This window comes from Rhodobacter sp. 24-YEA-8 (assembly GCF_900105075.1).
Taxonomy (GTDB): domain Bacteria; phylum Pseudomonadota; class Alphaproteobacteria; order Rhodobacterales; family Rhodobacteraceae; genus Pseudogemmobacter.
In genome coordinates this window covers 529,922-543,979 of record NZ_FNSK01000001.1, presented here as the reverse complement: position 1 = coordinate 543,979, position 14,058 = coordinate 529,922, and the positions used below count along the sequence as shown (strand labels likewise).

Below are 14,058 nucleotides of genomic sequence, written 5' to 3'. Positions count from 1 at the left end.
ATCTCAGGTCTCTTTCCGGGAATGGTCGGTCACGGGCTCCGGGCTCATGCCAAAGCCACGACGAATATCATGTAGAATCAAATCGCGGAGGTAATGTGGCGGATCGATGCGGTCGCGCTTGCGCTGCACCAGAAGCCGCGCCCGCCAGATTGCGCCACCAAGGGCTGCCAGAACCGTCGCCGCCGCCGCATAGGCGCGCCCGTGGTTCTTGGCGAAATAATGCAACCGCGAATCCAGCCAGAAACCGGGAATGCGCTGCCATTTCCCCATCCCGGTCGAGACCGAACCGATATGCGCCACCCGGCTTTCGGGCACATAATCGGTCGGGAAACCGGCCCGGGCAGCGCGCAGGCAAAGATCGGTTTCTTCGTAATAGAGAAAAAACCGCTCATCAAAGAGACCGATCCGGTCCAGCACATCCATCCGCATCATCAGGCTGGCCCCCGCCAGCCAGTCGACCCGCGTCACCCGATCCGGCAGCGGCATCGCGACCATGCTGTCCTTCATCGTCCGCGAAACCACCCCCAGCCGGATATGACGCTCGAAATCATTCAGCGCGGTCGGATAGCGAAAGGCGGTGTGATGCGGCGTGCCGTCTTCGCCGTGAATATAGCTGCCGGCAAAGCCAGTTGCAGGTGTTCGTTCCAGATGATCCAGCAGCACCCGGATCGCATCCGGCGCCGGAAAGGCGTCCGAATTCAGCACATAGGCGTAATCCGGTCGTGACCCGCCCGCAAATCCATCCGGCAGACCCGCCCGGATACCAACATTATTCCCGGCGCCAAAGCCGCCATTCCGCCCCGATTGCAACACCCGGACCGGGGTTTCCGCACGGTCCCAGCCGCGCTCCGCAACCCCTGCCTGCATGATCTCGAAAGATCCGTCACCGGAATCGTTATCGATGATGGTGATTGCGCCCGGGATCCCCCGCATCGCGACCAGCGCGGCCTCGACCGAGCGCAGCGTCATCTCCGGCGAGCGCCAGTTGAGAATGATGGTGAGAACCGTTGCCATCGCCTATTCCGCCGCCGTTGCCACTGTGTCGTCCTGCGCCTCAGCCTCGGCCAGCAGCGCCTTCAGCGCCGCCGCCAGCACCCGTACATTCGGCTCCAGCACCATCGAATCATGATCACCGGGCACTTCGATCACCCGCAGCTTCGGGGCGAAGCGGGTCAGGTCATTATCATCATAAACAAATTCCTTCGCCGCCGAGACCCATCTCCCGCCCGTGACCTGCCAATGACGATCGAGGGCTGGCCGGAACAGCACCGTCGCGCCTTGGCGCGGGCGCATCTGATAGCGCGGCAGCGCGGCGCGGAACGCCGCTTCAATGGCGCTGTTATGGAAGCCCTCTTCCCCGACCGGGGCGCCGGCGCGTTTGCGCCGCTCCCAGTCGCGCCGGTTTCTCGCCCATTCCGCCAGATAGCCCGGCCCTTTGCGCCGCAGCTCTGCGAGCTTGATCAGCGCCTTGTCGCGGCGGCTGAGGCCGGGTCGCATCGGCAAAGGCGTATCCAGGAGCACAAGCTGCGCCACCTCTTCCCCCTCAGCCTCCAGCTGGCGCGCCATTTCCCAGGCGATCAGCCCGCCGCCCGAGAAACCGCCCAGCAGGTAAGGGCCCGAAGGCTGCACCTGGCGGATCTCGGCGATGTAATCGCGCGCGGCTTCGGTGAAATCATCATGCGGCCGATCCTCGCCGTAAAGCCCGCGGGCCTGGAGGCCGTAAAACGGCCGGTCCCGCCCTTCCAGCTGCGCCAGATGGCGCAGGTTCAGCACATTGCCGAACATGCCCGAGACGAGGAAGAAGGGTGTCTTCGCCCCTTGCGATGCGCCGGATTTCCCTGCCCCGGGCGTCATCGGCACCAGATGGGTAAAGCGGCGCGACTGTTTCACGGCCTTTGCCACCGGCACCGGGTCTGCACCCGCGCCCCCGGGTGCAACGAGGCTCTCACCGGTGATCCCCGCCGCCTCGCGGATCAGGCCCGCACAGGCCGCCACTGTCGGCGCCTCAAAAAGCACCGAGATCGGGAAGTCGACCGCCCAGGTCTTTTTCACCATCGCGAAAAGCCGGACCGCGATCAGGCTGTGCCCGCCGAGGTCGAAGAAATTATCCTCGACCCCCACCTGCGAAACCCCGAGCAGATCCTGCCAGAAGCCGGTCAGGCTGCGCTCGATATCATCCCGCGGCGCGATGTAATCCGTGTCGAGATCGGGGCGTTCAAAACTCTGCCCCGATTTGCGCGCTTCAATGACTGCCGCAGTCTGGCGCACCAGGGCCGGCAGATCCAGCGAAGACACAAGGATCTGCGACAGCCCTGCATTCAGCGCGCGACCAAAGACCCGGGTCCCCTCTTCCGGGCGGATGCCCTGACGGAACGCCATCATCAGCCGCTCTTCCGCCGGTGACAGCGCCCGAGCGGGGCCGCCCTCGGGCGCCTCCAGCAGGCGCGGATCCGGGGCCGGAAAGGACAAAGCCGCATCCAGCCGGCGGATGGTAAAGCCGGTGATCTCGACCAGCACCCGGCCATCCGTTGTGGCAAGCGTGATGTCAAACACGGCGGTCGGCCGGTCAGCGCGGTTCTCGCCTGCATTGCGGATATGGCTGACGAGGTCAGCGCTCAGGGGCGCAAAGACCCGCACCGATCCGTAAGACAGCGGCACCCAGAGCCGGTCCGGCTGGTAGCCTGCAATCAGATCCATCGCCCAGCCGGTGGCCAGATCCAGCAGCGCCGGATGCAAAAGCCAGCCCCCCGCCGGCTCACTGGTAACCGGATCGCCCGCAACCGGATCGCCGCCGAACACTTCGCGCCGGAACCGCCCGGGCAGCGCCAGCCGCGCCAGCCCCTCCCCCGCACCATAAGCGCGCGAACGCAAGACCCTCCAGCGCGGGCCAAAAGCGAGATGCGCCTCCTGCGGGCTGGAGAGCCAGCCATCTGCCTCCCCCTCCTGCGGCTGGCCCATCTCGGGCGCGCGAAGCCGCGCCGCGATCTCGCCGGGGTCGATCCCCGGCGAGATCGCAGCCTGCGCCCCGGTCAGCGCAAACAGCCGCGCCGTGGCATGGGTGGCCCAGCCATCCCGGCCTCCCGCCCGCATCAGCGTCTGCACCTCGAAATCATAGCCTGCCTCGCTGCGGCTCAGCCGCACCCGCAGGGGGCGCGTCTCGCTTTCCGCGAGATCAAGCGCCGCAAAGAAGGTCAGATCGCGGATCCCGAACCCGGCGCCAGTTCCCGGCACCCCGACCGCCCCTTCCTGCAGGGCCCAGGCCTCGGCCGCCAGTTCCAGATAACCGGTCCCCGGCAGCAAAGCCTGACCCTCGCGGGTGCGGTGGCCATCAAAGATCCACTGCTGACAGGACAGATCGCCGGTAAAGACCCGGTTGCCCGCAACATCAAACCCGGCTGCTGTCAGCATCGGCTGGCGCACCGGCACCGGCGGCGCCGCCTCGCGCCCCATCCGGTCCGCGAGGCTCTCGGCCGCCATGCCGACGCCCTGCCAGATCCCCCAATTCAGCGCGACCACACGCGTAGCCCCCCCGGCCCGCGCCTCGGCAAAGGCATTCAGATATTCATTCACCGCCACATAATCGACCTGTCCCGCCGGCCCCGTCACCGTCGAGGTCGAGGAAAACAGCACCAGAAGCTTCAGTGCCCCATCCGGGAACAGCCGGTCGATGACCTCGGTTCCATGCAGCTTCGGCGCGAAAACCTCTTCCACACTGCCCGGATCCTTGCCGAGGATCGGCCCATCCGCCACCATCCCCGCCGCATGGATCACCGCATCTACCGGCCCCATGCGCGCGATCGCAGCCTCAACCACCGCCTGCATCTCGAACAGATTGGCCACATCGGCCCGGGCCAGCGCAATCCCGCCGCCGCTTTCACGCGCCAGTGCTTCGAGCCGCTCCACCGCCATAATCCGCCGCGAGACCGCATCCTCTGGCGCATGGGCCCGCAGCCAGGCTGCGCGAGCAGCCCCCTCCGGCAGGCGCGAGCGCGCAATCAGCGTGACTTTCGCACCGCGCTCCCGGATCAGGTCTTCTGCCAGCGTCAGCCCGATCCCGCCGAAGCCGCCGGTGATCAGCACATGCGCGCCATATGGCAGTTCGAACCCCGCCTCGGGCAAGGGCGCCGGGCGCAGCGCCTCGGTGTAACGCCGCGCGCCGCGCAAGACCGCCACACCACCCTCTGGCGCCAGCGCCTCTTCGATCACCGCATCACTCAGCGAGTCGGGCAGGCTTTCGCCGCGCCGCAATACCGGCAGCTCCAGATCCAGCTGCGCCAGCGCAACGCCCGGCAATTCCTTGCCCGCCACCAGCACCGGCCCGCGCAGCAGCGCCTTTTCCGGCCAGCGCAGCACAGTGCCTTTCGCCGCCGCCGCGCCATTCGTCAGGAAAGTGAACTTCACCCCCTGGGCAAGGTTCTCTCCCGCCATGGCCTGCAACAGGAACAAAGCCGACCAGAACCCCTGTTCGATCAGCCTTTGCGCGAAACTTGACCCGGGCCGGAAGCTTTCGTCTTTCGTGACAAGCCAGCCATGCAGCACCTGCGCGGGCGCGATGCCCCGTCCCGCCAGATCGCGGATCAGCGCCTCATACCCTTCCAGCCCGCGTTCGGGCGCAAGGCTGTAGCGATCCTCGCCGAGGGCGCGGAAACTGTCACCCGGATGCACCAGGATCACCCGATGCCCCGCCGCGCGCAGCCGGTCTGCCGCAGCCAGACAAAGCCCTGCATCATCGGCAAAGACCAGCCAGCTTGCCGGTGCCGCCACGCCCAGATCATCAATGTCAAAGCCTGCAGGCGAAGGGGTCCAATGCCGTTTCCAGCCCCAGCCGGTCAGGTCTTCCACCCGCGCGGGCAGCTCTGCCGCCACCGGCGCCGCCTCGCCCGGCGCGATGAAAAACGGTTTGCGCTGAAAGGCATAGCCCGGCAGCGGTACGCGCTGGCGCAGACGCCCGCCCCAGATCTGACCCCAGTCGACCGCGACGCCGCAGGCCCAGAGCCGCGCGATGGATCCGACCAGCCAGGCATCATCGTCGATTTTCTGTTCGGGGTGCCGCAAGGCCGGCACCACCTGGCCCGGTCCGACCCCATTGGCGCCCGCAAGCGAGGACAGCGCACGGCCCGGCCCCATTTCCATATAGACCCGCCCCGGGGTCGCGGTCAGTTCCGCCAGCCCGGCCTGGAAATTCACGGTATTCCTCAGATGCGCAACCCAATAATCCGGGTCCGTCGCCTCGGCATCCGTCAGCACCTTGCCCGAGCGGTTCGAAATGATCGGGATCTGCGGCGCAGAGAGACGAATGCCGCGCAGGTAATCGCCAAAGGCGGGCAGGATCGGTGCGAGCATCCGGCTATGTGCGGCGATATCGATCGCAATTCGCTGCGTCTCGATCTCATCTGCCGCGAGCCTTGCGGCCAGCGCATCCAGCGCCGCGTCAGGCCCAGAGACCACGCAAAGCCCCGGCGCATTGACCGAGGCCATATCGAGATCATCGGCCCAGTAGCGCGCCAGATCTGCCTCGGGCAGCGGCACAGACAGCATGCCCCCCGGTGCCACCGTGTCAAAAAGCCGCCCGCGCAAAAGGACCAGCCCGATGCAATCCTCGAATGACATCACACCGGCCAAGGCCGCGGCGGTATTTTCGCCCATCGAATGGCCGATCAGCGCGGCGGGGGTGATGCCCCAGCTTTCATAAAGTTTCGCCAGCGCGTATTCGGTGATCATAATCAGCGGCAGCTGCACCGAGGGCTTTTTCAGCGCCTGATCCGCCGCCGCTTCAGCCCCCTTCACGGGCAGCCAGAGCGCGCGGATATCGTAATCCAACTGCGGCTCCAGCACCGCCAGGCCGCGATCCATCCAGTCTTTGAAAACCGGCTCGGTCTCGTAAAGGTCGCGCGCCATGCCGGCAAATTGCGCGCCGCCGCCGGGGAACATGAAGATGACTTCGGGGTTCTCGCCCAGATGATCATGATTGAAGACAAGACGCGGATTGGCGCCTTCCAGCAGGTCCGCCGCCTCTGCGTGGCTTTCCGCCACGATCACCCTGCGCTTCTCAAAGGCGCGACGGCCCTCTTTCAGCGTCCAGGCCACATCTGCCAGTTTCTGATCCGAATGCGCGCGCAGATGGGCAGCAAGCCGGCTCGCCTGGCCCTCAAGCGCGGCTTTTGAACGCGCCGATATCACCAGCGGCTGGAACGGCCAGTCGCTGTCTTGCGATGCGGCGCGCAAGGGCGCCTCTTCCAGCACGGCATGGGCATTGGTACCACCGACGCCCAGGCTGTTGACGCCCGCGCGCAGCACCGGCGCCTGCCAGGGCGTGAGCCGGTCATTGACCCGAAACGGCGAGGTCTCGAAATCAATCGACGGGTTCGGCGCCTCATAGCCAAGGCTCGGCGGCAATTCGCGGTGATGCAGCGAAAGCGCGACCTTGATCAGGCTCGCCACCCCGGCGGCCGTGTCGAGATGGCCGATATTGGTTTTGACCGAGCCGATACGGCAATGGCCGACCGCATCCGTGGTCTCGCGGAAGGCCCCGGTCAGCGCCGCGACCTCGATCGGGTCGCCGAGATATGTCCCGGTGCCATGGCATTCGATATAGGTCACGGTATCGGCGGTGACGCCCGCCAGGGCCTGGGCCTCGGCAATGCAGGCCGATTGCCCGTCGACGGATGGTGCAAGATAACCCGCCTTGGCCGCGCCGTCATTGTTGATCGCGGTGCCCTTCAGGATCGCCCAGATATGATCGCCGTCACGGATCGCATCGACCGCACGGCGCAAGACCACACAGCCCGCGCCCGACCCGAACACCGTCCCCTGCGCGCGGTGGTCAAAGGCATGGCAATGACCATCGGGCGACAGGATCTCGCCCTCCTGGAAGAGATATCCCCGCGCATGGGGCAATTCGATGGTGACGCCGCCCGCCAGCGCCATATCGCATTCGCCGTTCAACAGCGCCTGTGAGGCGTAATGGATCGCCACCAGCGAGGTTGAACAGGCGGTCTGCACATTCACCGAAGGGCCTTTGAGATCAAGGATATGGCTCGCGCGGGTGGCGAGGAAATCCTTGTCATTGCCGGTATGGCGCAAAAGGAACATACCGGTCTCTTCGACGAGATCCGGGTTCGAACAGAGGTTGAAATAGAAATACGACCCCATGCCGCAGCCGGCCCAGACCCCGATGGCGCCCGGGAATTTCTCTGGCGGGTGGCCGGCATTTTCCAGCGCCTCCCAGGCCACTTCGAGGAACTGGCGGTGCTGCGGATCAAGGATCGCGGCCTCTTTCGGCGAGAAGCCGAAGAAGTCGGCGTCGAAGGTCTCGAACCCGTCCAGCACGGCGGCGGCTGGAACGTAATTCGGTCGCGCCATCTTTGACGCGCTCTCGCCCGCGGCCAGCAGCTCGTCGCGCGACAGCACCCGGATCGATTCCACGCCAGCGCGCAGATTGGCCCAGAAGGTGGAGATATCACCCGCACCCGGCAAATGCGCGGCCATGCCGACAATCGCTATGTCGGTCGCGGCCACACCTGAGGGTCTGCGCGTCATATCATCCATCACTTCGGTTCAGTGGCTCAGGGGATCCGGGGTGGAACAGAAGCGTTCCCTCCCTGACAGACAGCCCCCTGCCAGTCTGTTGATTATCCGCGTTAATCTAGCTCAATTTAAGGCAAACTCATACCCTGAGCGCACCCGTGACCAGTTCTTATCCCGCGAGGCAACAATGCCACAAGCCCGCCGCATTAGCGCCGCATTTATGCCGCATTTGGCGCAGCCCCGACCAGGTTTCCGTCAATCTGATGGCGAGACCTGCTCAGATAATGGTGCGGCGCGGCTGGGTTCGCCGTACTTCTGCAAGTGAGGCCTCGCGCATGGCACGCAAAGCCTCGGCCTGACCAAGGAGCGCGCCGGCCATCAGCCAGCTCAGCGGCGTCAGCGTCGCATTGGGCAAAAGATCAACAAGGTTCAGCCCAAGGATCAGCGCCACCCCCGCCGCCGGCAGGCCGACCGATCCGGGTTGCAGCCTCGCCTCGCGCGCAAGAAGCCATAAGGGCAGGCACAAAAGCCCGAATTGCACGAGATAGCCGACCCAGCCGAATGCCCCGATCCGGATGATCCATGCGCCATCTGCCACCGTCTCGACGATGCCGGTCACCGGATCATAGAGGAAACCGCGCCCATAGCCGCCCCAGCCAAAGAGCGGCCGCTCTGCGGCGCGGGCCAGCAGCAGATCCTCATTCATCAGCCGGTAACCAAAACTCTGGGCGCGGTCCTCGCTCAGATCGCCGGCAAAGCTGGAAATATAATCAACCGGCACCAGATGGGCGCCGCGCAAAAGCGGATACAGGATCACCACCACCGCCAGCAGCCCGACAACGCCAAGGATCTGGCGCGGGGTCGCAAGAAAGACCAGCGGCGCGGCGGCCAGCGCATAGGCGATGGGACCAAAGCTTTTGCACATAATCAGAAGCGCACAGGTCAGAAGGAAGACCGGCAACTGCCAGACCCGCGCCGGCGCCGGACCCAGCCGGAGCAGCATCCCCGCCGCGATCAGGCAGGAGAGCACGAAAAACGCCACCCAAAGCCCGTGCGGCATAAAGACAAAGGGCCGCCAGCCGCCAAATCGCACCGCCTGGGACATGTCGTGCTGGAAATAACCATAGACCCAGATATGCAGCTGCGGCGACATCACAGTCTCGATCAGAATCGGCCCGGTATAAAGCAGCGCCGCAATCGTCAGTGCCATCAGAAGGTCGCGCATCGCCTCGGGCGTCGCGAGATCGCGCCGCGCAAGGAACAGCGGCAGAAGATACATCGCCTCGGTGCCCGTGATGGCGATGGAATCATAGATTCGCATGCCCTGGATCTCGCGGCCATGGCCAAGGAAAATCGGATCTGTGTTCAGAAGGGCGGTAAAAACCGGCGAGATCAGAAAACCCGCAACCAGAACCCTGACCATCATATTGCCGGTGAAAACCGGCAGGGTCCTGCCCAGCATCAGCCAGGAGATCACCGCCGCCGCCAGCGCCGGCAGCATGTGTTTATCGGGGTCCGGCAGCATCGGAAGGTCGATTTTCGCCAGCTCTGGCAAGAACATATAGCCGGTCAGAACCGACCAGATCAGTGCCCGGCCCGGCGCCATCCGGTTGTAGAAAACCCAGACCACAAAGGGCCAGATCAAAAGCGCCAGCAGGGCAATCGTAGATGACATCCGGCCGGGATCCGTTCTGCTCGCGCTTTAACCGGGCGCAATTTAAGCCTGTACCCTAGCATGAGCCGCTCCCCGAGGCGAGGCCGGGACAGGGCGCGGCGTCGCCCCCACTCTGCACGAGTTGGAAACAGAGTGTTGACCTCGGGAACCAGTCGCCTATGACGCTCGCACGCGCTACAATGATATCAGCCCGCCCTGTCAGGATGATCGCCTTGCAGTTCACCATTCAAAAGACCTGTATCGAGGTGACTCACGCGAGCCGCACCGCATTGCTTGACGATGTGGAACGGCTGATGCGTCGGGGCAAGGGCTTTGCGCTGGCGACAATCAACGTTGATCATCTCGTCAAACTGCGTCGAAACCCGGCATTTCTCGAAGCCTATGCGCGTCAGGATATGGTGGTTGCGGATGGCAACCCGATCGTCTGGCTGTCGAAGCTCGCGAAAAAGCCCGTCGATCTGATGCCGGGGTCGGATCTGGTGGTGCCGCTGTGCTGGCTCGCTTCGGAGGCAGGTCTGCCGGTCTCGATGCTGGGCGCCACCGAAGCTGCGCTGGAAGGCGCCAGCGAGCAGCTCGCACGGGTACTCCCCGGCTATCGGAAAGGGCTTCTGATCGCGCCGCCCATGGGGTTTGACCCCGAAGGTCCGGAGGCTCGCGACGCCCTCGCCCGCCTTGACGCGCTTGGGCCTGGCCTGTGCCTGATCGCGCTTGGCGCGCCCAAGCAGGAACGTTTTGCCGCCCTTGGCCGCAGCCTTGCGCCCCGGATGGGCTTTGCCTCCGTCGGGGCCGGGGTCGAATTTCTCTCGGGCGATCAGACGCGCGCTCCGCAATGGGTGCGGAAAATCGCGCTGGAATGGGCCTGGCGGGCGGTGGCTTCGCCGCGCCGGCTGCTGCCGCGCTATGCCGCCTGCTTCGCGATCCTGCCGGATGAGATCAGGAAGGCTTGGCAGCTGCGGTCGCAAGATCTATTTGTATTCGATCAGGCCACGCCTGCGACGCAACACCCTGTCACGCAGATAGCCAAGCGCGCCCAGGGCTTCAGGAAACTTCCCCAGGACCGTCAGAACCGCGGCCTCAGCGCCCGCGCGTCCCTCATGGCGCCAGCGAAATCCGAGACGCAGCATTTGCAAGGGCCAGATCAGACCCGCGAGCCAGAACGCCGGATGGGTCAGCCCCGCCAGCACTACCAAAACCGGCAGTAAGGCGCCCCAGACCAAAGCGCGCGCCGTTTCGCGGCGCCAATGGCGGTCGGGGCCGCGCCCATGCAGGGCCGCACCTTCGGCGAAAGCATGTCCCGCGCGTTTCGTGCGCCGCCACCATTGCGACAGCTGCGTCATCGCTGCGTCATGCAGCGTCATCTCGGCGTCGATCCGCCAGATCTGCCCGCCCGCCCGGCGCAGCCGCTGGCAAAGCTCCGGCTCCTCACCCGCGATCAGGTCCTCGCGGTAGCCGCCCACCGTTTGGAAATCCCTCAGCCGCATCAGCGCATCCCCGCCGCAGGCCAGCGCCTCGCCGACAGGCGTGTTCCATTCGCGGTCACAGAACCGGTTATAGACCGAAGCCTCCGGGTGCCGCTCGCGTCTGCGGCCACAGATCACCACAGCACCGGGGTGGTCGCGAAAGCCCCGCAGCCCGCGCGCCACCCAGCCAGGCACCACCTCGCAATCGCCATCGACGAACTGGACGTAATCGGGCGCTGCGCCCGCTGCAGCCAGCGCAAGCACACCGGCATTGCGCGCCCGCGCCGCCGTGAAGGGGCGCGAAAGGTCAAGCCCGACCACAATCGCGCCTGCCCCCCGCGCCAGCGCCTGCGAGCCATCGGTCGAGCCGCTGTCGACATAGACCAGCCGCCGCACCTGGCCTTTGAGCGAGGCGAGACAGGCGGCAAGCCGGCCCCCCTCATTGCGGCCAATCACCACGGCATCAACGACCGGCCCGGCTGGGGCAGACGGGTCCCGTCGCGCAGGGATATGAGGCGTGTCGGCTGTCATGACCATCACGCCTAAGCCCGCCAGGTTTCAAAGTCAAAGCCCTGTGCAGCGGCCGCGCCCCCGCCCGCCCCGGCCCGGGCAGCGGGGTGCCACAGGCGCCCCCCGCGCGGCCGGTAAAGTAGCTGAGATCACAGCCATTTCCCCTGCGCCGGGGTTTCATTTTTACCCTCCATCTGTTAGGAATGCTCTTCTGGGCGGGGGCCCGGACTCCAGGCTGCATCCTTCAGGCCAGACCGGCCCCGGAGGAGATCCCGCATCCGGGACCGGCATCGCGCCTGCCATCCGGCAGGGGGTATCAATTCCGGGCGCGCAGTCCTGCTGCGGCCCTTCTGTCGGAACCGGATTACAGATGAGCCGCCACAACATACATGGCCCTTTCGGTTCAAACCCCCTGGATATGGGATTTCCCCTGATGGGCGCAGAAGATAACAACCAGGATCGCAAAGCCGGGGCCGCCGCGCGCGGCACCGCTGTCTCACTGTTCAAACCCGGCCATCCGCGCATCAATCTGCCCATCGCGCTCGACCAGCGCACCGGGCGCGAGATCTCTATCTCGCCCGCAGTTTTTGCCAGCCCGAACCCGTCGAAAGTCTGGGAATCAATCGGAGAAATCCATGTCGATGCGGCCCGACTGGTCAGAAACGGTTTGTTCATGAAACCGGAACACCACCAGATCACCCGCTATTTCGACATGCTGCGCACCCGCATCGCCCAGGCGATGACCAAAGAAGGAATGAGCCGGCTTGCCATCACCTCGCCGCGCGCCGGCTGTGGCAAGAGCTATGTCGCCGCCAATCTCGCGCTGTCGCTGGGCCGGCTGCCCTCGTGCCGGACGGTGCTGATGGATCTCGATCTGCGCCACCCGCGCCTCGCAAGCCTCTTTGCACAAACACCGTCGCCGCAGCTGCTGGAATTCCTCCGGGGCGAACAGCCGCTTGAGGGCCAGTTCCGCCGCATCGGCCCGAACCTTGCGCTGGCGCTGAACAGCGAGCCTGTCGCCCGCCCGGCCGAGACACTCCAGGATCCGCAGACCACCGCCGCGCTGCAATCGGCAAGTGACCTGCTGCAGCCCGATATCCAGCTTTTCGATACGCCGCCGGCGCTGGAATATGACGATATGATTGCGCTGAGCGGCCAGGTCGATGCGGTGCTTCTGGTGGTGGATGGCACCCGTACCACCGCCGCCGATATCACCGCCTGCGAACGGATGTTCGAGGGCCGCGTGCCGCTGCTCGCGGTGGTGCTGAACCGGGCCCAGGATCGCGGGCTGCTGGCGGGCCAGGGCCTGGCCGACCGCCTGTTCGGGGGCACGATCAGCCGCTGGTTCGGGCGCGGCTGAGGGACGAACACCATGGGACATCTGCGCAATATCGAAGATCTTCTTGGCTTTCTGCTGCGGCGCGGCTGGCTGATCGCGCTTTGCGCGCTGATCGCGGTCGTGCTGGCCGCGCTTTACGCCAAAGCCCGCCCTGACAATTATACCGCCTGGGCCTCGATCGAGATCCAGACCGCCCAGGTCCGGGTGCCGGTCGTCGGACAGCCGGCCGAGGCCAATCAGGCCTCCGGCTCGGCGCAGCTGGTGCAATCGCTGCAACATCGGCTGACAACGCGGCAAAACCTGGTCACGATCATCGAACGGCACAAGCTGTTCAGCGACCTGCCGGCGATGTCGACCGAGGCGAAAGTGACCGCCCTGCGCGCGGCGATCCGCTTTGACACGGTCGAGGTTTCAGGCGATCCCGCCTATGGCCAGCCGACCCAGGTCTCTGCGGTGGTGATCAGCACGACCTTCGGGGATGCCGACAATGCTGCGCGGATCGCCAATGATCTGGCGCAAAGCGTGGTGGATCTCTCGGCCTCGGGCCAGCTTGCACGGGCGCGCGAAAGCTACACTTTCCATTCCGACCGGCTGGCGGTTCTGAACACCGAGATCCAGGCGCAGGAGGCGAAGATCATCTCCTGGCGCAACACAAATGCCGAAATGCTGCCGCCGGTATCGGCGACGCGGCGCGAAGAACTGACAACCATCGAAACCGATCTGCGCGGGCTCGACCGTGATCTGCTGCTGGTCGATGAAGAGCGCCGCCGCATCTCGACGCGTGAGACGCTGCGCCCGACCGACCGGCAGCGGCTGCGCGAGCTGGATGACCAGACCACGCTGATCGCGGGCCAGCAAGCGGCGCTGAAGACCCGTGCCGCCGGCATCGAAGCCGGGCTCGCGGGAGTTGCCGTGGCGGAACGCGGTCTCGCGGATCTCGAGCGGGACCTTGGTCAGATCCAGCGCAATTTCGACCAGGCGTCGGATGCGCTGGCCGAAGCAGATTCTCAGGTGCGGCTGGCCGAACGCCAGCAGGGCGAACGTTTCGGCATTCTCGACCGCGCCATCACGCCCGAACATCCCGACGGCCCACGCCGCAAGATGTTCGTGGCAGCGGGGGCGATTGCGGGGCTGCTCGGCGGGCTGATCCTTGCCTTCCTGCTCGATCTGCTGAGGCCGGTGATCCGCACGTCAGCGCAGATGGAACGCGAACTTGGTCTGCGCCCGATCATTGCCTTGCCGGAAATCCACCCTACCGGCCATCACAAACGGGCAGGCGCCAGCGCGTCAGGATGATCTGCAAGGACAAGGCAATCGCTCCGCCGCTTACATCGGCGCTATGCGCCACGGGGGGCTTGGGTCGCAGACATTTCTGAGTGCAGCGCGAGCCGGCATTACGGCTGGACGCGCTTTTGGATCTCGCGACCAGATATCCCGGCACCTCCTTCACCGCCCCGCGCAGCCCTGACCAGTCTACTGGCCGCGTCCCGTAACATCGGGCCGCGAGGCCGGATCTGCATCCTTGTAGTGAAAAGCTTTAGAGGATT

General features: G+C 65.4%; 6 protein-coding genes and 1 pseudogene. 3 read left to right on the top strand and 4 right to left on the bottom strand.

The window, feature by feature from the left end:
* Positions 1–3: 3 nt before the first annotated feature.
* The 3 genes from BLW25_RS02605 to BLW25_RS02595 form a co-directional block, all read right to left on the bottom strand.
* On the bottom strand, positions 4–1,014 hold the full coding sequence (locus BLW25_RS02605) for a glycosyltransferase family 2 protein (protein ID WP_092896061.1): 1,011 nt from the start codon (positions 1,012–1,014) through the stop codon (positions 4–6).
* 3 nt (positions 1,015–1,017) lie between these two features.
* Complete coding sequence (locus BLW25_RS02600; RefSeq protein WP_171909458.1) at positions 1,018–7,539, bottom strand: type I polyketide synthase; 6,522 nt, start codon at positions 7,537–7,539, stop codon at positions 1,018–1,020.
* Between the two features lie 265 nt (positions 7,540–7,804).
* Positions 7,805–9,202 carry a hypothetical protein gene (locus BLW25_RS02595; protein WP_092896057.1) on the bottom strand — a complete coding sequence of 466 codons (1,398 nt, stop codon included), beginning with the start codon at positions 9,200–9,202 and terminating at the stop codon, positions 7,805–7,807.
* A gap of 158 nt (positions 9,203–9,360) precedes the next feature.
* On the opposite strand from BLW25_RS02595, the pseudogene BLW25_RS02590 reads away from it, so the two are divergent.
* Positions 9,361–10,092: pseudogene (locus BLW25_RS02590) on the top strand (WecB/TagA/CpsF family glycosyltransferase); the annotation flags it as partial.
* Positions 10,093–10,167: 75 nt separating this feature from the next.
* Here BLW25_RS02590 and BLW25_RS02585 read toward each other — a convergent pair.
* Positions 10,168–11,193 carry a glycosyltransferase family 2 protein gene (locus tag BLW25_RS02585; protein ID WP_092901390.1) on the bottom strand — a complete coding sequence of 342 codons (1,026 nt, stop codon included), beginning with the start codon at positions 11,191–11,193 and terminating at the stop codon, positions 10,168–10,170.
* A 412-nt stretch (positions 11,194–11,605) separates the two neighbouring features.
* On the opposite strand from BLW25_RS02585, the gene BLW25_RS02580 reads away from it, so the two are divergent.
* Both BLW25_RS02580 and BLW25_RS02575 read left to right on the top strand, forming a co-directional pair.
* Positions 11,606–12,532, top strand: coding sequence for a CpsD/CapB family tyrosine-protein kinase (locus BLW25_RS02580; protein ID WP_143040421.1), 927 nt, complete (start codon positions 11,606–11,608; stop codon positions 12,530–12,532).
* Between the two features lie 12 nt (positions 12,533–12,544).
* Positions 12,545–13,807 carry a Wzz/FepE/Etk N-terminal domain-containing protein gene (locus tag BLW25_RS02575; protein ID WP_092896053.1) on the top strand — a complete coding sequence of 421 codons (1,263 nt, stop codon included), beginning with the start codon at positions 12,545–12,547 and terminating at the stop codon, positions 13,805–13,807.
* Positions 13,808–14,058: the final 251 nt, after the last annotated feature.